Here is a 25,094-nt window from a genome sequence, read left to right on the forward strand (position 1 = left end):
AGACCTCCTGAGGTGGGCTGGGTTCCTGCGTCCTTCTGTTCCGGCCTCTTCGCGGGTAAACCCGCTCCCACAGGGATCCCACGATACCAGAGGGTGGCGCACTACCTGTGGGAGCGGGTTTACCCGCGAAGCGGCCCTGTGCCTTACATCCTACCCAAGCTCAGGTTGCAGTTCCGCGTCACGCACCAGCCGTTCCAGCCCGACCAGGTCCGGCACCCGCGCCACCTGCTCACCCACCTGCACCGCCGCCAGCTCCAGGCGGCCCAGCGCCACATCCACGTAGTTCAGCTGGCTGTCGAGCTTGCAGGAGCGCGGTATGTCTTGCAGCAACAACGCCAGGTAACGCAGGCCGGTATCACCCAAGGCATTGAGCACCACCACGCGTGCCCGCTCGCCGCAGGGTGTCTCGCCACCGCACGCGGCTTCGAAGCCGATCAGCGGCAGGCGCTGCTGGCGCCAGTCGATCCAGCCCAGGTGCCAGGCCGGCTCGCCGCGTTGGCACACCAGGTTGCGCTGGCCACTCAACTCGGCCACCGCCACGTTGGGCAACACCAGGGTACGGTCACCCAACGGCAGTAAAAGCCCGGTCAGACTGCTGCGTTGGCCGGCGATCAGTTCAAGCATGGGTCTGGCTCCAGTGGGCAATGCTCTGCAACAGGACCGACTCCTGATACGGCTTGCCCAGGTATTCGTTGACGCCGATGGCCATGGCGCGGTCGCGGTGCTTCTGCCCGGTGCGCGAAGTAATCATTATGATCGGCAAGTCTTTCAGACGTTCGTCACGGCGGATACGTGTGGCCACCTCGAAGCCGTCCATGCGCGGCATCTCGATGTCCAGCAGCAACACATCGGGGCGGTGTTCTTCCAGCAAGGCCATTGCATCGACCCCGTCCTTGGCCGTCAGCACACTCATGCCGTGGCGTTCCAACAGGCGGCTGGTGACCTTGCGCACAGTCACCGAATCGTCCACCACCATTACCAGCAACGCCCGCCGTGGCTCCGGGCCGAACACCTGGCGCCGAGCCGCACCGCCACCCGGCAGGCGCGCCAGGCGCCGCTGCTGGCCACGCAACTGGCCCAGCAGGTCGAGAATCAGTACCACCCGACCATCGCCCAGCAGCGTCGCCCCCGACAACCCGGCAACCGCGGCAAACTGCGGCCCCAGGCTCTTCACCACGATCTCGCGGCTGGGCGACAGGCTGTCGGCCTGGATGGCGAACGACTGCTCCTGGGAATGCACCAGCAGCACCGGCAGCGGCACGCTCTGCCCCAGCAATGCCGGGCGCGGCATGCCCTGCAGCAGCTCACCCAGGTAGCGCAGCTCGTATTCGTGGCCGGCGTACACATAACGCGGGGCGTCCAGTTGGTAGCACGCCGCCAGTTCGGCCGGCGGCACGCGGACGATGCCCTCGATGGTGTTCAGCGGAATGGCGTACTGCTCTTCGCCCAGGTGCACCATCAGCGCACGGTTGACCGACACGGTGAACGGCAGGCGGATCAGGAAGCGCGCCCCCTTGCCTTGGGCCGACTCGATACTCATCGAGCCACCCAGTTGCTTGACCTCTTCGTGTACCACGTCCATGCCCAGACCACGCCCGGAAATCTGGGTGATCTTCTCGGCAGTGGAAAAGCCCGGTCGCAGGATGAACTGGAGGATCTCGTGATCGCTCAATTGCGCCTGCGGGTCCAGCAGGCCGCGCTTGATGGCCTTGCGGCGCACCGCTTCCAGTGGCACGCCGGCACCGTCGTCGGTCATTTCGATAACGATGTCCGCGCCTTCGTGCAGCAGATTCAGGTGAATGGTGCCCTGCTCCGGCTTGCCCGCGGCCAGGCGTATTTCGCGGCTTTCCAGGCCATGGTCGACGGCGTTGCGCAGCATGTGCTCCAGCGGCGCCACCATACGTTCGAGCACGCTGCGGTCGAGCTCACCCTCGGCATTGCCGACCACCAGCTCAACCTGCTTGCCCAGCTCGCTGGCCACCTGCCGTACCACACGCTGCAAGCGCGGCACCAGACGCTCGAAGGGTACCATCAGGGTCGCGGTCAGGCCTTCCTGCAACTGGCTGTTAACCCGCGCTTGCTGCTGCAGCAGGCTGTGGGCTTCCTGGGCGCGCTGTGCCAGGGTTTCCTTGAGGTCAAGCAAGTCCGAGGCGGACTCGAACAAGGCCCGCGACAGTTGCTGCAGTTGCGAGTGGCGGTCCATTTCCAGCGGGTCGAAGTCGTCATAGGCATCGCCTTCGAACTGCTGCCGGCTGGACATCCGCCCTTGGGTCTCGATATCCAGGCGCAGCAACTGGTCGCGCATGCGCTCGAGGGTGGTTTCCATCTCGTTGAGGGTGAACTGCGCATCGTTCACCTGCTGCTCGATGCGCCCACGGATGATCGAGTGCTCACCGGCCAGGTTGCCCAGGTCGTCGAGCAGCTCGGCATCGACCTTGACCATGTCGCCTGGTGCCCGCTCCGGAGCCACCGCCGGCGCCTCACTGGTCGCGGCCTCGACCGGCCCTTGGCCGGCAGCGCTGTCGGCCAAAGCCGAGACGCTGAAGTTGCGGATGTAGTCGATCAGCGCGGTGGCAGCATGCAGCGGTTGCCCCAGGCGCACGGCATCGAGCATATGCGCCAGGCGGTCATGGCAGTTCTGCAGCAAGGCGAACAGTGGCGCGCTCGGTGGCATACGGCCTGCGGCCAGCAGTTCGTAGAGAAACTCCAGCTCGTGGGCCAGGTCGCCGATCGGCGCAATTTCGACCATGCGCGCCACACCCTTCAGGGTGTGCAGGTCGCGCATCAGGTTGTCCACCTCGACACTGCTGCGCGGGTCAGCCTGCCAGCGCGCCAGGGCAGCGGCGGCACTCTCGACGATGTCCGAGCTTTCTTCGAGGAAGACTTCCAGCAGCTCTTCGCCTGGGCTTTCCGGCTCTTCGACCAGCGGCTCGGCCACAGCTGGCAGCAAAGGGTTGTGCGCAGGCCCGAGGCCAAGGGTATCGGCCAGGTCCATGTCCGGATGCAACGGCGTGACCGTGTCGATGCCCACCAGGCCAGTGGCCTCCGGTGCCAGGGCCTGGCCAAGCAGGTGGCGCAGGCTGTCGACCAGCTCTGGCCTTGGCGGGATGTCCTGCCCGGCCGCCACTTCGTCGAGCATGTCCAGCAGTGCTTCATGGGCCCGCTGCACGTGGGCGAAGAACCGTGCATCGGCGGGCAGGCTGCCCTCCTCCACGGCGCCGTACAAGTCGAGCAAGGCCTCGCACACGTCATCCATCTGCCACAGGTCGGCCAGATGCGCAGCGTGGCCCAGGGTAGTCAGTTCGTCGAGCAGGGTGTCCAGCGCATCGCGCTGGCCGGGCTGTTCCTGCCAGCGCGACAGCAACGACTCGGCATCAAGCAGGATATCCATGGCCTGGGCCAGGAAACTGGCAATCGATTGCGGGTCGCGCTTGCTGCGCCGCCCATGCTGCGGGTCGTCATGCAAGCTGGCCAGGTGCCCGTCAACCGCCTGGCCGACCTGCTCGATCAGTTCCGCGGCGCCGGGGATGGCTGCCAACGGCGTGCTGTCGAGTTGCGCCAGGCCCAGGTGGAACAGCGAGCGCGCAGCTTCCAGCCATTCGATCTCGGCCATTTGCAGGGGCAGTTGGTGGCCCTTGTATTCACGTGCCAGGCGGTCGAAGGCGGTGGCCAGTTCGGCGACCGGCATCACCCCGGCCATGGCGGCACTGCCCTTGAGCGTGTGCAGGGCGCGCTGCAGGCCATCGCTGACCTGCGTATCGTGGCCGTCGGCGCCCTGCAGGAAAGCATCCAGGCTGGCCAGGTGGCCCTGCGCCTCGCTGCGGAAAATGTCGAGCAGTTGCGGATCGAGGCCGTCGATGTCGGCCGCCACTGGGGCATCGTTTTCGGCCAGGGCATGCAGGTGCCCGGCCAGTTGCTCGATTTCCGTCAATTGCGGCAACTGGCCTGCGGCAAAGTCGGCCAGCAGGTCGGGCAGGTAGACGAATACCTGCTGCAGGGCCACCACGCCTTCCGGGCTGAGCACGCTGCGGCCCTCGAGTACCCGGTTCAGCAGGTGTTCTGCGCCCCAGGCCAGCTCGGCCACCGCCTCGGCATGCACCATGCGGCCGCTGCCCTTGAGCGTATGCAAGGCGCGGCGTACTTCTCCCAGTGCCTCGCGCTGCTGGTTGTCGGCACGCCAGCGCAACCAGTGGCGCTCGATTTCCGGCAGCAGTTCACCGGCCTCGTCGAGAAACACTTCACGCAGCTCGTCATCGATGCCATCAGCGCTGCCATCCTGGCCTGCGGTGGCCTCGACCATCGCGCAGTGCACACCCAGTGTCGCCAGGCTGGCGCGCGCCATGTCGATGAAGGGCTGGCCATCCGCCAATGGGTCCGCCACCCGCCATTGCAGGTAGCATTCGGCGGCGCTCAGGGCCTCGGCCAAGTGCGTCAGCTCATCGGCTGGCGGCTCCACCTCCAGGTGCTGCAGCCACCGCTGCACATAGCTGGCGCAACCGGCAAACAGCTCGGCCACGGTCGGCAGCATCAACATCGCCAGCGCACCACGAATCTGCTGCAACAGCCCTGGCAAAGGTTGCAGGCGTTGCCGAGGCCAGCCGGATTCCAGGCAATCGCCGATCAGGTCCTTGGCCTGCTGCAGCACATTCAGCGACTCGTTCAACACCAGCTGGCGGATTTCGGCCAGGTCCGAGCCCGGCAGGCCGCCCTGGCCGTTTTCCTCCAGCGGGCCGACCATGCCATTGAGCGTGGCCTCCACGTACAGCAGGGCCCCCGCTACATCCATCAACACCGCGTCGTCCACGGCCCGCTCGCCCTGGGCAAGGGCCTGCAGCGCCAGCACCTGGTCGATGATCACCCGGCGTGGCTGCTGGAAGCCAAGCACCGCCAGGGTGTCGGCCACGTGGTGCAGCGGTGCCAGCAGGGCATCGAGCTGCTCGCTGTGCTGGCGATCGCCACGCACGAACTGGTCCAGGCGCTCCTTGATGCGCATCAGGTCGTCGCACAGCGCGGTCACCACCGAGCGCAGGGCATCGCGGCCCGGCCCTGCCTGCAGCTGGTCGCGCCAGTTGCCCAGCGACAGGTCGAGGTTGGCCAGGTCGTCGGCACCGGCAAAGCGTTGTGTGGCGCCGCTGATCAGGCTGGCCTGGGCCAACGGCTCCTCGCCACGGCAGGCACGCAGCTGGTTGAGCAGCGGCAGCATCACCAGTGGCAGGTCGTGGCGGGCGCCGCGCAGGCGCTCCAGATACGATGGCAATTGCTCCAGGCCGCGGAACAACGCGCCCAGGCAATCACCGCGGGGGCTGACCTGACCATCGGCCAGGGCCTTGGCGAACAGCTCCAGTTCTTCAGCCAGGCGCGTGGCGCCGCGCAGTTCGAGCATGCGCAGGCAGCCGTGCACCTGGTGCAGGTTGTCGACCACGAATGCCATCATCGACAGGTCGCCAGGCTCGCCGGCAAAGCGCTCCAGCGCCTGGCGCGCCTGGCCCAGGCAGTCGAGGATGGCGGCTTTGGTCCAGGCCAGCGCCACCGTGTCGTGGCGCTCGGGGCTTACAGCTGCTACAGCCATGGGCACTCCTCGGCGCTGCTCTTCAGTAGGGCTATTCACTTGGGCTCTGCTGGTGGTGGCAGGGTGAACCCGGACACCGAACGGCGCATCTCGCTGGCCATGCGTGCCAGGTGGCGGATGCTGTCGGCAGTGGCGCCGGAGCCGGCGGAGGTCTGCGCGGTAATCTGCTGGATGACCGCCATGGTGTGGGAGATCTGCCCGGCAGACGAAGTCTGCAGCTGGGCGGCATCGGAGATGCTGTGGATAAGGTCGGCAAGGTTCTGCGATACGCCTTCGATCTCGGCCAGCGCCACCCCGGCATCCTGGGCCAGGCGGGCACCGCGCACCACCTCGGCGGTGGTCTGCTCCATGGATATCACCGCCTCGTTGGTGTCGGCCTGGATGGTGCGCACCAGCGCTTCGATCTGCCGGGTGGCCGACGACGAGCGTTCGGCCAGGCGCTGCACTTCGTCGGCGACGACGGCGAACCCACGGCCGGCCTCGCCGGCCAGCGAGGCCTGGATCGCCGCGTTGAGGGCGAGGATGTTGGTCTGGTCGGCAATGTCGTCGATCAGGCTGACGATATCGCCGATTTCCTGGGAAGATTCACCGAGGCGCTTGATCCGTTTGGCGGTGTCCTGGATCTGTTCGCGAATGTTGTCCATGCCGTTGATGGTGTTGTGCACCACCTCGTTGCCCTTGTTGGCGATCGCCACCGAGCGCTCGGCCACCTTGGCCGACTCGTAGGCATGCGCCGAAACCCGGTCGATCGATTCGACCATGTCGCCAACCGCCTCGGAAGCCTCGCTGATCTGCTCGGCCTGGTGCTCCGAGGCCTTGGCCAGCTGGCGTGCGGTGTTCTGTGTGTCCTGCACGGCGGCAGCGACCTGCACGGCACTGTGGTTGATGGTGGCGACCAGGTCGCGCAATTGGTCCACGGAATAGTTGATCGAGTCGGCAATCGCGCCGGTGAAGTCTTCGGTCACCGATACGGTCACGGTCAGGTCGCCGTCAGCCAGCTCTTCGATTTCGTCGAGCAGGCGCATGATCGCCTGCTGGTTGCGTTCGTTCTTTTCCGCCGTCTCACGCAGCTGGCGGTTGGTGGTGCGTACCATGACCAGGCCGATGAGGATGATCGAAGCCAGCGCCAGAAGGCCCAGGACATAGCCGCCGACGGTGTCGAGCGTGCGCCCGCCAGCCAGGTTCTCGAAACCGTTGGCCAGGTGCGAGGCCTCGTCGAGCAGGGTTTGCGACAGGCTGAAGATGTTGCCCGCAGCCTCGCGCACGCGGAAGAGTTCCGGCGAGGTTTCGAGGATTTCATCCACCGAGCCGGCAACGAACTGGAACAGCTCGGCAATTTCAGCCAGGCGCGCACGGGCGTCGGCGTCCTCGACACGGGTCACCTGGATCGCCGCGTTGCCACTGAGCATGCCCTCGAGCACCTGGCCGAAGCGCCCGGCATCGCGGCCGAAGGCATCCGCCGCCTGGGCCGCGGCGTCGTCACCGGCCAGCACGGTGTTGACCGAGCCGAGAATGCGTTCGGCCAGCAGCAACTGGCGCTGGGCCACCGCCACCTGGCTGGCAGGGGCGCCACTCTGCAGCAGGATTTCGACTACTTTCTCGTATTCCACCTGCAACTGCGGCACGGTCTCGGCCAGGGTCGCCGCCACCTGGTGCAGCGACAGCACGGTCTGCTCGCTGGCCAGGATGGTGTCGGTGTTCTTGCGCAGGTTTTCCCAGTCGCGGCGTACCGCTTCCATCTCGTCACGCACCATGGGCGGCGCAGGTGGCAGGCCGGTGGACTTGTCACCTTCACGCAAGTAGCCCCAGCGCCGTTCGAAATCGTTGCGCGCGTCCGACAGCAGCTTGAAGGCCAGGGCCTTGCCGGTGGCGGCTTCGGTGGCGTTCTTGGCGATGCGCTGCGACAGCACCCGCAGTTCGCCAGCGTGGCCGATGTACTGCTTGTCGTAGTTGGACTGGGTGTTCAGGTAGGCAAAGTTGGCGAACAACAGAATGATCGACAGGATCAGGATCAGGAACAGCACGGTGATCTGCGCGATGCTGCGGGTACGTGGGGTCACGGTGGTGACGGGGGTGGCAGGCTTGTTCACGTTCGCAGGTCCTATAACGCCACATCGAGAAAGCCGCGCCTGGGCCAGGGCGAAGGGGCTGAAGATCGCCCAGTTGCGTTCACGCGGGAAGTGCCCCTGCACGAAAGGTGCAGCGGCGCGGATCAGGGGCTGTGGCGGCGACAGTTGCAGGCTGTCGAGGGCAAAGTGCTGCAGGCCCAGCACCTCGTCCACCAGCAGGCCGACGAACAGGTCCTCGTGGTCCAGCACCAGCACCCGCCGCTGCTTGCCCGGGGCGGCGTGGCCCAGGCCGAAGAAACTGCTCAAGTCCATCACCGGTAACAGCCGCCCGCGCAGGTTGGCTACCCCGCACACCCACGGCTGCACGCCGGGGACGCGGCTGCTGCGCGGTTCGCGCAGCACCTCGGCAACCTCGCCCATGGGCGCGACGAACCATTGCCCGGCTATGCGGAAGCCGATGCCGCTCCACTGTTGCAGGCGGTTGTCCTGCGGCGGCTGGTCGGCGACCAGCAGGCGGCAGCGCCGGTCGATGTCCAGCAACAACTCGAAGGCGGTCAGCGACGCGCCCTGCGGGCGGGTGGTCAAGCCCCGAGCACTTCTTTGAGCTTGGCGATCAGCGCGTCCTCTTCCACCGGCTTGGTCAGGAAGTCACGAGCGCCCTGGCGCGTGGCCCAGATACGGTCGGTTTCCTGGTCCTTGGTGGTGACCACGATCACCGGGATGGTGCTGGTTTCCGGGTCCTTGCTGAGCTGACGGGTTGCCTGGAAGCCGTTCATGCCGGGCATCACGATGTCCATCAACACCGCGTCGGGCTTGTCCTGCCGTGCCAAGGCCACGCCATCGGCACCGTTGTTGGCCTTGAGCACCTGGTAGCCGTGCTTTTCCAGCCATTCGGTCAATCGGTACATCTCTGTCGGCGAGTCGTCGACAATCAGAACTCGGGCCATGCTGGTTCCCCATCAGGAAAGAAAGACCGTGCCATGGCGGGGCGCGGTCAGGGTGCGTGTTGTTGGGCTGCGGCAAAACCGGGCACGTGGGCGCGGATCGCGTCGAGCAGTTCTTCCTTGCTGAACGGTTTGGTCAGGAACTGGTCGGAGCCGACCACCCGGCCGCGGGCCTTGTCGAACAGGCCGTCACGTGACGAAAGCAGAATGACCGGGGTGTCCTTGAAGGCACTGTTGTGCTTGATCACCGCGCAGGTCTGGTAGCCGTCCAGGCGCGGCATCAACACATCGACGAAGATGATGCTGGGCTGGTGGTCGACGATCTTGGCCAGGGCATCGAAGCCATCGCTGGCGGTGATCACCTCGCAGCCCGCTTCACCGAGCAACATCTGTGCGGTGCGGCGGATCGTGCGCGAGTCGTCGATCACCATCACCTTCAGGGGTTGTTCCATCACTTGGGCTACCGTCGCTGCTTATGCCGAATTCCTGGAGCTGCTGCGCAGCCCCAAAGGCCTGTTGTATAGCGCTATGACTGGCATTTTTAGCACACTCCGGGTGGCCGTTCCATCTGCGGCGCCCCTTGACCGGCGGCGTTCACGGCGCCACCCTGAGCCACTTTTCTTTCGATCCATCGCGGCCACGTGCCGCCAAGAGGAACCACCCCATGAGCGTTCGCCTCGGCATTGTCATGGACCCCATCGCGTCCATCTCCTACAAGAAGGACAGCTCGCTGGCCATGCTGCTGGCCGCACAGGCGCGCGGCTGGAGCCTGTTCTACATGGAACAGCGCGATATGTACCTGGGCGCCGGCCAGGCCCGTGCGCAGATGCGCCCGCTGAAAGTGTTCGCCGACCCGGCCCGCTGGTTCGAGTTGGGCGAGGAGCAGGACAGCGCGCTGGCCGAGCTGGACGTGATCCTGATGCGCAAGGACCCGCCCTTCGACATGGAGTTCGTCTACAGCACCTACCTGCTGGAGCAGGCCGAGCGCGAGGGGGTACTGGTGGTCAACCGCCCGCAGAGCCTGCGCGACTGCAACGAAAAACTGTTCGCCACCCAGTTCCCGCAGTGCATGGCGCCTACCCTGGTCAGCCGCCGTGTCGACATCCTGCGCGAGTTCGCCGACAGCCGTGGTGACGTAATCCTCAAGCCGCTGGACGGCATGGGCGGCGCCTCGGTGTTCCGTCACCGCAAGGACGACCCTAACCTGTCGGTGATCCTCGAGACCCTGACCCAGCACGGCGGCCAGCAGATCATGGCGCAGGCCTACCTGCCCGAGATCAAGGACGGCGACAAACGCATCCTGATGATCGACGGCGAGCCGGTGGACTACTGCCTGGCGCGCATCCCGGCCAGCGGCGAGACCCGTGGCAACCTGGCCGCCGGTGGCCGTGGCGAGGCACGCCCGCTGACCGACCGCGACCGCTGGATCGCCGCCCAGGTCGGCCCGACCCTGCGCGAGAAGGGCCTGATGTTCGTAGGCCTGGACGTGATCGGCGACTACCTCACCGAAATCAACGTCACCAGCCCCACCTGCATCCGCGAGATCGATGCCGCCTACAACACCGATATCGGCGGGCAATTGATGGATGCCATTGATCGCCAGCTGAAGGCGCGCTGACCGCCGACGCACGGCAACAACCCAGAGTGGGGTATGATGCGGGTCCTTTTAGCCTGGCCTGCTGCCCCGCCCTGCGGTTGCTGGAAACCCGATGACGCTGCCCGCTGACATCCCCGCCGACCTGCTGCCCCCCCGTGTTCGCCCGGTGGACCGGCTCGGCTTTACCCTGTTCCTGGCTGCCCTGGTGCACCTGGCGCTGATCCTCGGCGTCGGCTTCAGCGTGGTCAAGCCTGCCGAAATCCGCCACACCATGGACATCACCCTGGCCACCTTCAAGAGCGAGAAACCGCCGGAGAAAGCCGATTTCCAGGCCCAGGACAACCAGCAGGGCAGCGGCACCCTGGACAAGAAAGCGGTACCCAAGACCACCGAACTGGCACCGTTCCAGGACAGCAAGATCAACAAGATCACCCCACCACCCGCCGCGAAGCCCGAGGTGGTACCGCCCCCTGTCCCGCAGAAGTCGGCGGTAGTGACCACGGCGCCCAAGCCGCAGAAGGTCGAGCCCAAACCCAGGGAAAGCAAACCGCAGCCCAAGCCGGCAGCCCCGGCACCGGACTTCGACAGCTCACAGTTGTCCAGCCAGATCGCCAGCCTGGAGGCGGAGCTGTCCAACGAACAGCAGATGTACGCCAAGCGCCCGCGCATCCATCGGCTCAACGCCGCCTCGACCATGCGCGACAAGGGTGCCTGGTACAAGGAGGAGTGGCGCAAGAAGGTCGAGCGGGTGGGCAACCTGAACTACCCCGACGAAGCGCGCCGGCAACAGATCTACGGCAACCTGCGCATGATGGTGTCGATAAACCGCGATGGCTCGCTGTACGAGGTACTGGTGCTGGAGTCGTCCGGGCAACCGGTGCTTGACCAGGCGGCGCAGCGCATCGTGCGGCTGGCCGCGCCGTTTGCGCCGTTTACCGGGGACCTGGCCGAGTTTGACCGGCTGGAGATCATCCGCACCTGGCGCTTTGCCCGTGGGGACCGTTTGTCCAGTAACTGACCTGCGGCATTATGCGGTTCCTGTGGGAGCGGGTTTACCCGCGAAAGCGTCCGACTAAGCGACATCATTGCCTGATCTGGCGCATTCGCGGGTAAACCCGCTCCCACAGGGAACGCGCAAGCCTCGTTACGCACCTTGTCAGCCTCGCCACCTGGCGCCACACTATCCCCCATGAAAACCCTCACGCCGAGCTACCTCAAGCATCAGTTCCTGATCGCCATGCCACACATGGCCGATCCGAACTTCGCCCAGACCCTCACGTACATCGTCGAGCACAACGCCCATGGCGCCATGGGCCTGGTGGTCAACCGGCCGCAGGAGCTGAACCTGGCCGACATCCTCGAGCAGCTGCGCCCGGACGAAATGCCACCGGCCAGCACCTTGCAGGTGCCGATCTACCAAGGTGGCCCGGTACAGACCGACCGTGGCTTCGTGCTGCACAGCAGCGAATGCAGTTTCCAGGCCACCGTGGCGCTGGAAGGGCTGTCGCTGACCACCTCGCAGGATATATTGCTTGCCATCGCCGCCGGGGTAGGCCCGAAACAGAGCCTGATCACCCTGGGCTATGCCGGCTGGGAAGCGGGCCAACTGGAAGCGGAGCTTGCAGACAACGCCTGGCTCAACTGCCCGTTCGACCCGGAAATCATCTTCGGCCTGACCAGCGACCTGCGCCTGGAAGCCGCCGCCGCCAGCCTGGGGATCAACCTGAACCTGCTGACCAGCCAGGCGGGCCACGCCTGATGGCCGAACTGCACCCTGAACTGCGTCTGCTGCTGGGCTTCGACTACGGCAGCAAACAGATCGGCGTAGCCGTCGGCCAGGTGGTTACCGGCCAGGCCCGCGAGCTGTGCACACTGAAAGCACAGAACGGCGTGCCGGACTGGGCCCAGGTGGAAAAGCTGATTGCCGAATGGAAGCCAGACGCCATCGTCGTCGGCCTGCCGCTGAACATGGACGGCACCCCCAGCGAAATGAGCGCCCGCGCAGAAAAGTTCGCCCGCCGCCTGAACGGCCGCTTCAACCTGCCCGTGCACACCCACGACGAACGCCTGACCACCTTCGAGGCCAAGGGCGAGCGCATGGCCCGTGGCGGCCAGCGCGGCAGCTACCGCGACAACCCGGTCGATGCCATCGCCGCCGCCCTGTTGCTGCAAGGCTGGCTGGAGGCCAATACCTGATCATCTTTGCCGCCGGCCCCGCCCGGCGCACCCTTCCGAGGAGCCCGCAATGAGCCTACCCAATCCCGCCGACCTGATTCGGCAGATGGCTGTCGACCTTCGTGCCCACCTGGCGCGCCGGGCAATTAACGAACCGCGCTACATCGGTATCCGCACCGGCGGCGTCTGGGTTGCCCAGGCCCTGCAGGAAGCCATGGGCGACACCAGCCCCATGGGCACTCTGGACGTCTCGTTCTATCGCGACGACTTCAGCCAGAACGGCCTGCACCCGCAAGTGCGCCCGTCCGAGCTGCCGTTCGAGGTCGAGGGCCAGCACCTGGTGCTGGTGGATGACGTGCTGATGAGCGGCCGCACGGTACGCGCCGCGCTCAACGAACTGTTCGATTATGGCCGCCCGGCCAGCGTCACCCTGGTCTGCCTGCTGGACCTGGATGCTGGCGAACTGCCAATCCGCCCGAATGTACTCGGCGCCACCCTGTCGCTGCCCCCCCATGAACGGGTAAAATTGACCGGACCCGCACCGCTCGCCCTCGAGCGCCAGGACCTCGCCTCCGCTTCCGCCCTTTAAGAGTCCCCCGCGATGACGCCAATCGACGCCAAGCGCCCGCTGCAGCTCAATGATCAGGGCCAGCTGCGCCACTTCCTCTCGCTCGACGGTTTGCCCCGCGAACTGCTCACCGAGATCCTCGACACCGCCGACTCCTTCCTGGAAGTCGGTGCCCGGGCCGTGAAGAAGGTCCCGTTGCTGCGCGGCAAGACTGTGTGCAACGTGTTCTTCGAGAACTCCACCCGTACCCGTACCACGTTCGAACTGGCGGCCCAACGCCTGTCGGCCGACGTGATCAGCCTGAACGTGTCGACCTCCTCGACCAGCAAGGGCGAAACCCTGTTCGATACCCTGCGCAACCTCGAAGCCATGGCCGCCGACATGTTCGTGGTGCGCCACTCCGATTCCGGGGCTGCGCACTTCATCGCCGAGCATGTGTGCCCGGAAGTTGCCGTGATCAACGGTGGTGACGGCCGCCACGCGCACCCGACCCAGGGCATGCTCGACATGCTCACCATCCGCCGCCACAAGGGCAGCTTCGAGAACCTGTCGGTGGCCATCGTCGGCGACATCCTGCACTCGCGCGTGGCCCGCTCCGACATGCTGGCGCTCAAAGCGCTGGGCTGCCCGGACATCCGCGTGATCGGCCCGAAAACCCTGATCCCGATCGGTATCGAGCAGTACGGCGTGAAGGTCTACACGGACCTCGCCGAAGGCCTGAAGGACGTCGACGTGGTGATCATGCTGCGCCTGCAGCGTGAGCGCATGGCCGGCGGCCTGCTGCCCAGCGAAGGCGAGTTCTACCGCCTGTTCGGCCTGACCACCGCGCGCCTGGCCGGCGCCAAGCCCGACGCCATCGTCATGCACCCGGGCCCGATCAACCGTGGCGTGGAAATCGAGTCGGCGGTGGCCGACGGCAAGCACTCGGTGATCCTCAACCAGGTCACCTACGGCATCGCCGTGCGCATGGCCGTGCTGTCCATGGCCATGAGCGGGCAGAACGCGCAACGTCAATTCGACCAGGAGAACGCCCAGTGACCATCAGTATTCTCGGCGCCCGGGTCATCGACCCGAACAGCGGCCTGGACCAGGTCACCGACCTGCACCTGGACGGCGGCCGTATTGCCGCCATCGGTGCAGCCCCGGCCGGCTTCAGCGCCAGCCGCACGATCCAGGCTGATGGCCTGGTCGCCGCACCCGGCCTGGTCGACCTCGGCGTGTCCCTGCGCGAGCCGGGCTACAGCCGCAAAGGCAACATCGCCAGTGAAACCCGCGCCGCCGTCGCCGGCGGTGTCACCAGCCTGTGCTGCCCGCCGCAGACCAAGCCGGTGCTGGACACCTCGGCCGTGGCCGAGCTTATCCTTGACCGCGCCCGCGAGGCTGCCAACAGCAAGGTCTATCCGATCGGCGCCCTGACCAAGGGCCTGGAAGGCGAGCAACTGGCCGAGCTGGTGGCACTGCGCGACACCGGCTGCGTGGCCTTCGGCAATGGCCTGAAGGAAATCCCCAACAACCGTACCCTGGCCCGCGCCCTGGAATACGCCGCCACCTTCGACCTGACCGTGGTGTTCCATTCCCAGGACCGCGACCTGGCCCAAGGCGGCCTGGCTCACGAAGGTGCCATGGCCAGCTTCCTCGGCCTGCCGGGCATTCCGGAAACCGCCGAGACCGTGGCCCTGGCGCGCAATCTGCTGCTGGTGGAACAGACCGGCGTGCGTGCGCACTTCACCCAGATCACCAGCGCCCGTGGCGCACGGCTGATCGAGCAGGCCCAGCAGCTTGGCCTGCCGGTGACCGCCGATGTGGCGCTGTACCAACTGATCCTTACCGACGAGTCGCTGCGTGAGTTCTCCAGCCTGTACCACGTGCAGCCACCGCTGCGCACCGCCGCCGACCGTGACGGCCTGCGTGCGGCGGTGAAGTCGGGCGTGATCCAGGCGATCTCCAGCCATCACCAGCCACACGAGCGCGACGCCAAGCTGGCCCCGTTCGGCGCCACCGAGCCGGGCATCAGCAGTGTCGAACTGCTGTTGCCGCTGGCCATGACCCTGGTGCAGGACGGCCTGCTCGACCTGCCAACCTTGCTGGCCCGCCTGAGCAGCGGCCCGGCGGCGGCCCTGCGCCTGCCGGCCGGCGAGCTGAAAGTGGGAGGCGCGGCCGACCTGGTGCTGTTCGACCCGCAAGCCTCGACCGTGGCCGGCGAGCAGTGGTTCTCCCGCGGTGAGAACTGCCCGTTCATCGGCCACTGCCTGCCGGGTGCGGTGCGTTATACCTTGGTCGATGGGCATGTCTGCCACGAGGCCTGAGTAACCCTCACTGGCCTCATCGCCGGCAAGCCAGCTCCCACAGGAAATCACTGCCCTCAATGCCTGTGATATCCGTGTTGGAGCTGGCTTGCCGGCGATGAGGCCAGTACAGGGGAACACCTACCATTCATCCCCCACGGTTGAAATCCTTCCCCCCACCCCCATATGAGTCTGCATCAGGCACTTTCGCCCCGCTGCGTGGAGACTCTCCCCTTGACCACCATCGTTTCTGTCCGCCGTAACGGCAAAGTCGTCATGGGCGGCGACGGCCAGGTATCCCTCGGCAACACCGTGATGAAAGGCAACGCCAAGAAGGTGCGCCGCCTGTACCACGGCCAGGTCATCGCGGGCTTCGCCGGCGCCACCGCCGATGCGTTCACCCTTTTCGAGCGCTTTGAAGGCCAGCTTGAAAAACATCAGGGCCACCTGGTCCGCGCCGCCGTCGAACTGGCCAAGGAATGGCGTACCGACCGCTCCCTGAGCCGCCTGGAAGCCATGCTGGCCGTGGCCAACAAGGACGCCTCCCTGATCATCACCGGCAACGGCGATGTGGTCGAACCTGAAGACGGTCTGATCGCCATGGGTTCCGGCGGTGCCTACGCCCAGGCCGCAGCACGCGCCCTGCTGAACAAGACTGACCTCTCGGCCCGTGAAATCGCCGAGACCGCCCTGAACATCGCCGGCGACATCTGCGTGTTCACCAACCACAACCTGACCATCGAGGAGCAGGACCTGGCCGACTGATCAGCTGTTCTGGCGCTCCATCCCGGTGATGGGGCTTTTCCACGCTGAATCATTCTGCCCGAGGACCCTATTGATCATGTCCATGACCCCCCGCGAGATCGTCCACGAACTCAACCGCCACATCATCGGCCAGGACGACGCCAAGCGCGCCGTGGCAATCGCCCTGCGCAACCGCTGGCGGCGCATGCAGCTCCCCGCCGAGCTGCGCGCCGAAGTGACCCCGAAGAACATCCTGATGATCGGCCCAACCGGCGTCGGCAAGACCGAAATCGCCCGCCGCCTGGCCAAGCTGGCCAATGCGCCGTTCCTCAAGGTCGAAGCCACCAAATTCACCGAAGTGGGCTATGTGGGCCGCGACGTCGAGTCGATCATCCGCGACCTGGCCGATGCCGCGCTGAAGATGCTGCGTGAGCAAGAGATCATCCGCGTGCGCCACCGCGCCGAAGACGCCGCCGAAGACCGCATCCTCGACGCCCTGCTGCCGCAGGCGCGTGTCAGCAGCTTCGCCGAAGAAGCCGCGCAGACCAGCACCGATTCCAACACCCGCCAGCTATTCCGCAAGCGCCTGCGCGAAGGCCAGCTGGACGACAAGGAAATCGAGATCGAAGTGGCCGATGCCGTGGGCGTCGAAATTGCCGCGCCGCCCGGCATGGAAGAAATGACCAACCAGCTGCAGAGCCTGTTCGCCAACATGGGCAAAGGCAAGCGCAAGGCGCGCAAGCTGAAGGTCAAAGAGGCGCTGAAGATGGTTCGCGATGAAGAAGCGAGCCGCCTGGTCAACGAGGAAGAACTCAAGGCCAAGGCCCTGGAAGCTGTCGAGCAGCACGGCATCGTGTTCATCGACGAAATCGACAAGGTTGCCAAGCGCGGCAATGTTGGCGGCGCCGACGTGTCCCGTGAAGGCGTGCAGCGCGACCTGCTGCCGCTGATCGAAGGCTGCACTGTCAACACCAAGCTGGGCATGGTCAAGACCGACCACATCCTGTTCATTGCCTCGGGTGCGTTCCACTTGAGCAAGCCGAGCGACCTGGTGCCCGAACTGCAAGGCCGCCTGCCGATCCGTGTGGAGCTCAAGGCCCTGACCCCGGAAGACTTCGAGCGCATCCTGCAGGAGCCGCACGCGTCGCTGACCGAACAGTACCAGGCCCTGCTCAAGACCGAAGGCCTGAATATCGAGTTCCTCGCCGACGGTATCAAGCGCCTGGCCGAGATTGCCTACCAGGTGAACGAGAAGACCGAGAACATCGGTGCCCGCCGCCTGCACACCCTGCTCGAGCGTTTGCTCGAAGAGGTGTCGTTCAGCGCTGGCGACCTGGCCAGCACCCATGACGAAGCGCCGATCCAGATCGACGCGGCGTACGTGAACAGCCACCTGGGTGAGCTGGCGCAGAACGAAGACCTGTCGCGTTACATCCTGTAAAAAGGGCATCGACTGCTTCGCGGGCACGCCCGCTCCCACAGGATCACCACAGACCCAAAGCATGTGGTGATCCTGTGGGAGCGGGCGTGCCCGCGAAGAGGCCCTTGAATCCCTCGATCATAAGCTGGAAGCTTGCTTCATCAGCTCCCGAGAGATTCTGCCCATGGCCCGCCTGCCCACCGCCATCAACCTGCACAAAGCCTCGAAAACCCTCAGCCTCACCTACGCCCCCGGCGAGGTCTACCACCTGCCCGCCGAATTCCTGCGCGTGCACTCCCCCTCCGCCGAGGTCCAGGGCCACGGCAACCCCATCCTGCAGTTCGGCAAGATCAACGTCGGCCTCAGCGGCCTGGAACCTGCCGGGCAATACGCACTGAAACTGACCTTCGACGACGGCCATGACAGCGGCCTGTTCACCTGGGAATACCTCGAGCAGCTGTGCCTGCGCCAGGAACAGCTGTGGGCCGAGTACCTCGACGAACTGCACAAGGCCGGGAAGTCACGCGACCCCGCCGAGTCGGTGGTCAAACTCATGCTCTAGCGCAAGGCCTGCAGGATTTAGAGCGCATTTTCTAAATTCATTTGTTTGAATACCTTACAGACAGCCCAGTGACGGGCTGTCTTGCGCATTACATGAAAGTCGGGTAACCAATGGGGGGTGGCAAGTTCCCTGCATCAAATTGCAGGTAGCCAGAACCCTCGCAGCACCGCTGTTCCTTATCACTGGTCACCCGAGTAGCAGTACCGGGCTCAGAACTGTGCACCCGCCACAGCAACCGGTACTCGTCTCAGGACAACGGAGCGTCGTAGATGAGTAACAAGAACAACGATGAGCTGCAGCGGCAGGCCTCGGAAAACACCCTGGGGCTGAACCCGGTCATCGGTATCCGTCGCAAGGACCTGTTGAGCTCGGCACGCACCGTGCTGCGCCAGGCCGTGCGCCAACCGCTGCACAGCGCCAAGCATGTGGCCCACTTTGGCCTGGAGCTGAAGAACGTGCTGCTGGGCAAGTCCAGCCTTGCCCCGGAGAGCGACGACCGTCGTTTCAATGACCCGGCATGGAGCAACAACCCACTTTACCGCCGCTACCTGCAAACCTATCTGGCCTGGCGCAAGGAGCTGCAGGACTGGATCGGCAGCAGTGACCTTTCGCCCCAGGACATCAGCCGTGGCCAGTTCGTCATCAACCTGATGACCGAAGCCATGGCGCCGACCAACACCCTGTCCAACCCGGCAGCGGTCAAACGCTTTTTCGAAACAGGCGGCAAGAGCCTGCTCGATGGCCTTTCCAACCTGGCCAAGGACCTGGTCAACAACGGCGGCATGCCCAGCCAGGTGAACATGGACGCCTTCGAGGTGGGCAAGAACCTGGGCACCAGTGAAGGCGCCGTGGTGTACCGCAACGATGTGCTGGAACTCATCCAGTACAGCCCCATCACCGAGCAGGTGCATGCCCGCCCGCTGCTGGTGGTGCCGCCGCAGATCAACAAGTTCTACGTATTCGACCTGAGCCCGGAAAAGAGCCTGGCGCGCTACTGCCTGCGCTCGCAGCAGCAGACCTTCATCATCAGCTGGCGCAACCCGACCAAAGCCCAGCGCGAATGGGGCCTGTCCACCTATATCGATGCGCTCAAGGAGGCGGTCGACGCGGTGCTGGCGATTACCGGCAGCAAGGACCTGAACATGCTCGGTGCCTGCTCCGGCGGCATCACCTGCACGGCATTGGTCGGCCACTATGCCGCGCTAGGCGAGAACAAGGTCAATGCCCTGACCCTGCTGGTCAGCGTGCTGGACACCACCATGGACAACCAGGTCGCCCTGTTCGTCGACGAGCAGACCCTGGAGGCCGCCAAGCGCCACTCCTACCAGGCCGGCGTGCTCGAAGGCAGCGAGATGGCCAAGGTGTTCGCCTGGATGCGCCCCAACGACCTGATCTGGAACTACTGGGTCAACAACTACCTGCTCGGCAACGAGCCGCCGGTGTTTGACATCCTGTTCTGGAACAACGATACCACGCGCCTCCCGGCCGCCTTCCATGGCGACCTGATCGAGATGTTCAAGAGCAACCCGCTGACGCGCCCGGACGCCCTGGAAGTGTGCGGCACTCCGATCGATCTGAAACAGGTTAAATGCGACATCTACAGCCTCGCCGGCACCAATGACCACATTACCCCTTGGCAGTCGTGCTACCGCTCGGCGCACCTGTTCGGCGGCAAGATCGAATTCGTGCTGTCCAACAGCGGCCATATCCAGAGCATCCTCAACCCGCCAGGCAACCCCAAGGCGCGCTTCATGACCGGTGCCGATCGCCCGGGTGACCCGGTGGCCTGGCAAGAAAACGCTACCAAGCATGCGGACTCCTGGTGGCTGCACTGGCAAAGCTGGCTGGGCGAACGTGCCGGCGAGCTGAAAAAGGCACCGACCCGTCTGGGCAACCGTGCCTATGCCGCTGGCGAGGCATCCCCGGGCACCTACGTTCACGAGCGTTGAGCTGCAGCGCCGTGGCCCCTGCGGGGCGCCACGGTGTTCATTTCACCCCATGAGTCACGCGCATGCCGCAACCCTATATCTTCAGGACCGTCGAGCTGGACAACCAGTCCATCCGCACCGCCGTCCGCCCGGGCAAGTCGCATCTGACGCCGCTGCTGATCTTCAACGGCATCGGCGCCAACCTGGAGCTGGTGTTTCCGTTCATCGAGGCGCTGGACCCGGACCTGGAAGTCATCGCCTTTGACGTGCCCGGGGTCGGCGGCTCGTCCACGCCGCGCCACCCTTACCGCTTCCCCGGGTTGGCCAAGCTGACGGCACGCATGCTCGACTACCTCGACTATGGCCAGGTCAATGCCATCGGCGTGTCGTGGGGCGGCGCCCTGGCCCAGCAGTTCGCCCACGACTACCCCGAGCGCTGCAAGAAGCTGGTGCTGGCCGCCACTGCCGCCGGTGCGGTGATGGTGCCGGGCAAGCCCAAGGTGCTGTGGATGATGGCCAGCCCTCGGCGCTACGTGCAGCCGTCGCATGTCATCCGCATTGCGCCGACGATCTATGGCGGCGGCTTCCGGCGTGACCCGGACCTGGCCATGCAGCACGCCGCCAAGGTGCGATCCGGCGGCAAGATGGGCTACTACTGGCAGCTGTTCGCCGGGCTTGGCTGGACCAGCATCCATTGGCTGCACAAGATCCAGCAGCCGACCCTGGTGCTGGCAGGCGACGACGACCCGTTGATCCCGCTGATCAACATGCGCCTGTTGGCCTGGCGAATTCCCAATGCCCAGCTACACATTATCGACGACGGCCATCTGTTCCTGATCACCCGGGCCGAGGCCGTCGCCCCGATCATCATGAAGTTCCTTCAGCAAGAGCGTCAGCGCGCTGTCATGCACCCTCGCCCGGTTTCGGGTGTGTGAAGGCGATTTGGGACCCTGTGGGAGCGGGTTCACCCGCGAAGAATCCAACTCGGTGTATGGCACCGGCTTCGCCGGTGTTCGCGGGTGAACCCGCTCCCACAGAGACCCTGCTAAATCAGTGAATATGTTTAGTCATGAGGCACCAGGTCAGGACGAGGGAGTGTTGCCATGAAAGACAAAACGGCCAAAGGAACGACAACGCTTCCCGCCACCAGCATGAACGTGCAGAACGCCATCCTCGGCCTGCGCGGCCGTGACCTGATTTCCACGCTGCGCAATGTCAGCCGCCAAAGCCTGCGTCATCCGCTGCACACCGCGCATCACCTGTTGGCCCTGGGTGGTCAGCTGGGCAGGGTGATGCTGGGTGACACACCGTTTCAGCCGAACCCGCGCGATCCGCGCTTCAGCGACCCGACATGGAGCCAAAACCCGTTCTACCGGCGCGGCCTGCAAGCCTACCTGGCCTGGCAGAAGCAGACCCGCCTGTGGATCGAGGAAAGCCACCTGGACGACGATGACCGGGCCCGTGCGCACTTCCTGTTCAACCTGATCAACGATGCACTGGCGCCGAGCAACTCGCTGCTCAACCCGCTGGCGGTCAAGGAACTGTTCAACAGCGGTGGCCAGAGCTTGGTACGCGGCGTGGCCCACCTGCTCGATGACCTGCGCCACAACGATGGCCTGCCACGCCAGGTCGACGAGCGCGCCTTCGAAGTGGGCGGCAACCTGGCCGCAACCGCCGGCGCCGTGGTGTTTCGCAACGAGCTGCTGGAGCTGATCCAGTACAAGCCGATGAGCGAAAGGCAGCATGCCAGGCCACTGCTGGTGGTGCCCCCGCAGATCAACAAGTTCTACATCTTCGACCTCAGCCCGACCAACAGCTTTGTCCAGTACATGCTCAAGAGCGGCCTGCAGGTGTTCATGGTGAGCTGGCGCAACCCCGACCCGCGCCACCGCGAATGGGGCCTGTCCAGCTACGTGCAGGCCCTGGAAGAAGCGCTCAACGCCTGCCGCAGCATCAGCGGCAACCGCGACCCCAACCTGATGGGTGCCTGCGCCGGCGGCCTGACCATGGCCGCGCTGCAGGGTCACCTGCAGGCCAAGCACCAACTGCGTCGGGTGCGCAGCGCCACCTACCTAGTCAGCCTTCTGGACAGCAAGTTCGAAAGCCCCGCCAGCCTGTTCGCCGACGAGCAGACCATCGAAGCCGCCAAGCGCCGCTCCTACCAGCGCGGCGTGCTGGATGGCGCCGAGGTGGCGCGGATCTTCGCCTGGATGCGGCCCAACGACCTGATCTGGAACTACTGGGTCAACAACTACCTGCTCGGCAAGACACCACCAGCCTTCGACATCCTGTACTGGAACGCCGACAGCACGCGCCTGCCCGCCGCGCTGCATGGCGACCTGCTGGACTTCTTCAAGCTCAACCCGCTGACCCACCCCGCCGGCCTGGAGGTATGCGGCACCCCCATCGACCTGCAGAAGGTCGATCTGGACAGTTTCACCGTGGCCGGCAGCAACGACCACATCACCCCGTGGGATGCGGTGTACCGCTCGGCCTTGCTGCTGGGCGGCGACCGTCGCTTCGTGCTGGCCAACAGCGGGCACATCCAGAGCATCATCAACCCGCCCGGCAACCCCAAGGCCTATTACCTGGCCAACCCCAAGCTGTCCAGCGACCCGCGTGCCTGGTTCCACGATGCCAAACGCAGCGAAGGCAGCTGGTGGCCGTTGTGGCTGGAGTGGATCACCCCGCGCTCCGGCCCGCTCAAGGCACCGCGCAGCGAACTGGGCAATGCCACCTACCCACCGCTGGGCCCTGCGCCGGGCACCTATGTGCTGACCCGATGAGCATGCCGACTGGATGAAGACTCGCGACCGTATCCTCGAATGTGCCCTGCAGCTGTTCAACCAGCAGGGCGAACCGAACGTATCCACCCTGGAAATTGCCAACGAACTGGGCATCAGCCCCGGCAACCTCTACTACCACTTCCACGGCAAGGAGCCGTTGGTGCTGGGGCTGTTCGAGCGCTTTGAAGAAGCGCTGATGCCCTTGCTCGACCCGCCGCTGGAGGTACGCCTGGATGCCGAGGATTACTGGCTGTTCCTGCACCTGATCGTCGAACGCATGGCGCAGTACCGCTTCCTGTTCCAGGACCTGTCGAACCTGACCGGGCGCCTGCCCAAACTGGCCCGCGGCATGCGCAGCCTGATCAACGCACTCAAGCGCACGCTGGCGGCGTTGCTGGCCAGCCTCAAGGGCCAGGGGCTGGTAGAGAGCGAGACCCAGGCGCTGGGGCAACTGGTGGAGCAGATCACCCTGACACTGATGTTCTCGCTGGATTACCAGCGGGTACTGGGGCGCGAGGGGGATGTGGGGATTGTTGTATACCAGGTGATGATGCTGGTGGCGCCGCATCTGCAGGCCCAGGCGCGGGGGGCGGCGGAGCAGTTGGCGGTGAGGTATCTGGAGGGGTAAGCCTGACAGGAATGTATTGCAGCAGCCGACGCATTCGCGGGTGAACCCGCTCCCACAGGTACGGTGCAGAGCTTACAAGCGGCGCAGCACCTGTGGGAGCGGGTTTACCCGCGAAGAAGGCGACGCGGTATCAGATCAGGGTACCGGTGCCTGTTTGTGCCGAAGGCGGGTTGCTGGCCGGAGCCGCGGTTGGTGCAGGAGCTGCGCTAGCGGCCGGAGCGGCGCTGGCCGCTGCAGCTGCCGGCTTGGCGGCTGCTGGCTTGGCCGGTGCTTTCTTCACTGCAGGCTTCTTCGCCACAGCCGGCTTGGCCGCTGCCGGTTTCGCCGCAGGCTTGGCCGCCGCAGTCTTGGCAGCAGGTTTAGCCGCTGCGGCCTTGGCCGCCGGCTTGGCCGCCGCGGTTTTCGCCGCAGGCTTGGCCGCTGCCGTCTTGGCCAGTGGCTTGGCCGCCGCCTTGCTCGCAGCCGGTTTGGCCGCAGCGCGCGACGAAATCGGCGTAACCGAAGCGCCGGTGAGTTTCTCGATCTGCTTGGTCAGGCTGTCTACCTGCTGGTGCAGGGCCTTGATCTCGTTGCGGCTCGGCACGCCGAGGCGCGAGATGGCGCTGTTCAGGCGCTTGTCGAAGGCCTCTTCGAGTTCGCTCCACTTGCCCAGCGCACGGTCCTTCACGCCCGACACACGCGAAGTGGTCGACGATTTGGCAGTTTCAGCAACATCTTCGGCGGTCTTCTTCGCCTGCTTCTCGGCCTTCTCGCCATCCTTCACCAGCGAGTCGAACAGCTTCGGGCCGTCCTGGTCGATCTTCGAATAGATACCAAGCCCCGCCAGCCAGATCTTGCGGGAGTACTTCTCGATCCCGCCGACCCAGGAGCTGCCTTCTTTCTCGGAATTCTTCTTGCCAGCCATCCTGCTCTCCTTATGGTTTGTGCGCGACGCGCTCGAGCAGCTCGTGCAGCTGTTCAAGCTTGATGGACAACGCCTCAACGTCATGTTTAGACGGAATGCCAAGGCGATTCAAGGCGCGACCTACCCGCGCGTCGAAAGCTTTTTCGATCTTGTCCAGTTGAACTTCGACCTTGCCGCGTACGCGACTGACCTCATGGGTCGCTTCGTCGATCTGATTGTTGGCAGCATCGAGCTCCTTGTCGATGCGCTTCTTGCCACGCTTCTCGACGCCTTCGCCGGCCTTGACCAGCTCATTGAAGTAGTCGGAGCCTTCCTGGCCCACACGCGCATAGGCGCCGATGCCCGCCAGCCAGATCTTGCGCGCGTAGCCGCGCACCTCGCCCAGCGTGCCCGGGGCGTCGTCCTTTTTCTTCACAGTCACTTTGGCCATGCTCTGTACCTCATGCTCATGAGTGGAGGAGAAACCGCCCATGGAGGTTGGGCTTGAGCACAAGGTAGAGAGGTAAATTAGAATCTTCACCCTAAGGTGAACGAGCATGGCCCCGGGAAGGGGTCAGGCCAGGGCTTTGTCCAGCGCCCGCTCGATCTCGCCCTTGATGGTGCTGCTCATCATCGACAGCATCATGCCCAGCTTCAATTCGACGCGGATGCGGTCATCGAAGATGTGCACGCTGCCGTTGGCACCGCTGCGCGCCACGTCGACCCTGTCGCCGTTCCAGGTGGCCTTGAGGTCGTATTCGCGGGTCAGTTTGTCGACCAGCGCTTCAGCCTTGGCACGGGCGGCATCGCGGCCGAGGGAATGTTTGCGTTCGACGCTGATCTGGGTCATGCGGGTGTTCCTGAAGATGAAGACATAATGAGCATTATGCCCGCCCCTGCCCACTGGCACACCCCGCCAAGACAAATCCGCCCGTT

The 25,094-nt window shown here is 65.1% G+C and carries 21 protein-coding genes and 2 pseudogenes; 14 read left to right on the plus strand and 9 right to left on the minus strand.

Annotation, left to right across the window (positions count from 1 at the left end):
* Nucleotides 1-150 precede the first annotated feature (150 nt).
* The 6 genes and pseudogenes from RR51_RS02100 to RR51_RS02120 form a co-directional block, all read right to left on the minus strand.
* A complete protein-coding gene (locus RR51_RS02100) occupies nt 151-624 on the minus strand; it encodes a chemotaxis protein CheW (RefSeq protein ID WP_039612487.1) in 474 nt (157 codons plus the stop codon).
* A complete protein-coding gene (locus RR51_RS02105) occupies nt 617-5,569 on the minus strand; it encodes a hybrid sensor histidine kinase/response regulator (protein WP_039612488.1) in 4,953 nt (1,650 codons plus the stop codon). The genes RR51_RS02100 and RR51_RS02105 overlap by 8 nt, the downstream gene beginning before the upstream one ends.
* 35 nt (nt 5,570-5,604) lie before the next feature.
* On the minus strand, nt 5,605-7,659 hold the full coding sequence (locus tag RR51_RS02110; RefSeq protein ID WP_013974525.1) for a methyl-accepting chemotaxis protein: 2,055 nt from the start codon (nt 7,657-7,659) through the stop codon (nt 5,605-5,607).
* Between the two features lie 99 nt (nt 7,660-7,758).
* A pseudogene (locus RR51_RS31855) lies at nt 7,759-8,058 on the minus strand (chemotaxis protein CheW); the annotation flags it as partial.
* A gap of 161 nt (nt 8,059-8,219) precedes the next feature.
* A complete protein-coding gene (gene pilH, locus RR51_RS02115) occupies nt 8,220-8,585 on the minus strand; it encodes a twitching motility response regulator PilH (RefSeq protein WP_003257768.1) in 366 nt (121 codons plus the stop codon).
* Between the two features lie 47 nt (nt 8,586-8,632).
* Nucleotides 8,633-9,034 (minus strand): response regulator, encoded by a 402-nt coding sequence (locus RR51_RS02120; RefSeq protein WP_003257770.1) that lies wholly within the window; start codon nt 9,032-9,034, stop codon nt 8,633-8,635.
* A gap of 212 nt (nt 9,035-9,246) precedes the next feature.
* Here RR51_RS02120 and gshB point away from each other — a divergent pair, with 212 nt between their 5' ends.
* The 14 genes from gshB to RR51_RS02190 all read left to right on the plus strand — a co-directional run bounded on the left by gshB (nt 9,247) and on the right by RR51_RS02190 (nt 23,275).
* Nucleotides 9,247-10,200: a glutathione synthase gene (gene gshB, locus RR51_RS02125; protein ID WP_039612489.1), complete on the plus strand. Its 954-nt coding sequence runs from the start codon at nt 9,247-9,249 to the stop codon at nt 10,198-10,200.
* Nucleotides 10,201-10,291: 91 nt separating this feature from the next.
* A complete protein-coding gene (locus RR51_RS02130) occupies nt 10,292-11,197 on the plus strand; it encodes an energy transducer TonB (RefSeq protein ID WP_013974528.1) in 906 nt (301 codons plus the stop codon).
* Between the two features lie 171 nt (nt 11,198-11,368).
* Complete coding sequence (locus RR51_RS02135) at nt 11,369-11,938, plus strand: YqgE/AlgH family protein (RefSeq protein WP_015272081.1); 570 nt, start codon at nt 11,369-11,371, stop codon at nt 11,936-11,938.
* Complete coding sequence (ruvX, locus tag RR51_RS02140; protein ID WP_013974530.1) at nt 11,938-12,375, plus strand: Holliday junction resolvase RuvX; 438 nt, start codon at nt 11,938-11,940, stop codon at nt 12,373-12,375. The genes RR51_RS02135 and ruvX overlap by 1 nt, the downstream gene beginning before the upstream one ends.
* A 49-nt stretch (nt 12,376-12,424) precedes the next feature.
* Nucleotides 12,425-12,943 carry a bifunctional pyr operon transcriptional regulator/uracil phosphoribosyltransferase PyrR gene (pyrR, locus tag RR51_RS02145; protein WP_003257772.1) on the plus strand — a complete coding sequence of 173 codons (519 nt, stop codon included), beginning with the start codon at nt 12,425-12,427 and terminating at the stop codon, nt 12,941-12,943.
* Nucleotides 12,944-12,955: 12 nt separating this feature from the next.
* Nucleotides 12,956-13,960: an aspartate carbamoyltransferase catalytic subunit gene (locus tag RR51_RS02150; protein WP_003257774.1), complete on the plus strand. Its 1,005-nt coding sequence runs from the start codon at nt 12,956-12,958 to the stop codon at nt 13,958-13,960.
* Nucleotides 13,957-15,228, plus strand: coding sequence for a dihydroorotase (locus tag RR51_RS02155; protein WP_015272083.1), 1,272 nt, complete (start codon nt 13,957-13,959; stop codon nt 15,226-15,228). The genes RR51_RS02150 and RR51_RS02155 overlap by 4 nt, the downstream gene beginning before the upstream one ends.
* 213 nt (nt 15,229-15,441) lie before the next feature.
* Nucleotides 15,442-15,972, plus strand: coding sequence for an ATP-dependent protease subunit HslV (hslV, locus tag RR51_RS02160; RefSeq protein ID WP_003249309.1), 531 nt, complete (start codon nt 15,442-15,444; stop codon nt 15,970-15,972).
* 76 nt (nt 15,973-16,048) lie between these two features.
* Nucleotides 16,049-17,392: an ATP-dependent protease ATPase subunit HslU gene (gene hslU / locus RR51_RS02165; RefSeq protein ID WP_015272084.1), complete on the plus strand. Its 1,344-nt coding sequence runs from the start codon at nt 16,049-16,051 to the stop codon at nt 17,390-17,392.
* A 163-nt stretch (nt 17,393-17,555) separates the two neighbouring features.
* Nucleotides 17,556-17,933, plus strand: coding sequence for a gamma-butyrobetaine hydroxylase-like domain-containing protein (locus tag RR51_RS02170; protein ID WP_003249306.1), 378 nt, complete (start codon nt 17,556-17,558; stop codon nt 17,931-17,933).
* Nucleotides 17,934-18,202: 269 nt separating this feature from the next.
* Nucleotides 18,203-19,882, plus strand: coding sequence for a class II poly(R)-hydroxyalkanoic acid synthase (gene phaC / locus RR51_RS02175; protein WP_015272085.1), 1,680 nt, complete (start codon nt 18,203-18,205; stop codon nt 19,880-19,882).
* A gap of 62 nt (nt 19,883-19,944) precedes the next feature.
* Nucleotides 19,945-20,796, plus strand: coding sequence for a poly(3-hydroxyalkanoate) depolymerase (gene phaZ, locus RR51_RS02180; RefSeq protein ID WP_013974535.1), 852 nt, complete (start codon nt 19,945-19,947; stop codon nt 20,794-20,796).
* Between the two features lie 168 nt (nt 20,797-20,964).
* Nucleotides 20,965-22,647 carry a class II poly(R)-hydroxyalkanoic acid synthase gene (phaC, locus tag RR51_RS02185; RefSeq protein ID WP_039612490.1) on the plus strand — a complete coding sequence of 561 codons (1,683 nt, stop codon included), beginning with the start codon at nt 20,965-20,967 and terminating at the stop codon, nt 22,645-22,647.
* A gap of 13 nt (nt 22,648-22,660) precedes the next feature.
* Complete coding sequence (locus tag RR51_RS02190; protein ID WP_025340913.1) at nt 22,661-23,275, plus strand: TetR/AcrR family transcriptional regulator; 615 nt, start codon at nt 22,661-22,663, stop codon at nt 23,273-23,275.
* Between the two features lie 166 nt (nt 23,276-23,441).
* Here the strand turns inward: RR51_RS02190 and RR51_RS02195 are convergent.
* The 3 genes and pseudogenes from RR51_RS02195 to RR51_RS02205 all read right to left on the minus strand — a co-directional run.
* Nucleotides 23,442-24,179 (minus strand): annotated as a pseudogene (locus tag RR51_RS02195) (phasin family protein); the annotation flags it as partial.
* Nucleotides 24,180-24,189: 10 nt separating this feature from the next.
* Nucleotides 24,190-24,609 carry a phasin family protein gene (locus RR51_RS02200; RefSeq protein WP_003259847.1) on the minus strand — a complete coding sequence of 140 codons (420 nt, stop codon included), beginning with the start codon at nt 24,607-24,609 and terminating at the stop codon, nt 24,190-24,192.
* Nucleotides 24,610-24,732: 123 nt separating this feature from the next.
* Complete coding sequence (locus RR51_RS02205; protein WP_039612492.1) at nt 24,733-25,008, minus strand: polyhydroxyalkanoic acid system family protein; 276 nt, start codon at nt 25,006-25,008, stop codon at nt 24,733-24,735.
* Nucleotides 25,009-25,094: the final 86 nt, after the last annotated feature.

The organism is Pseudomonas sp. C5pp (assembly GCF_000814065.1).
Taxonomy (GTDB): domain Bacteria; phylum Pseudomonadota; class Gammaproteobacteria; order Pseudomonadales; family Pseudomonadaceae; genus Aquipseudomonas; species Aquipseudomonas asiatica.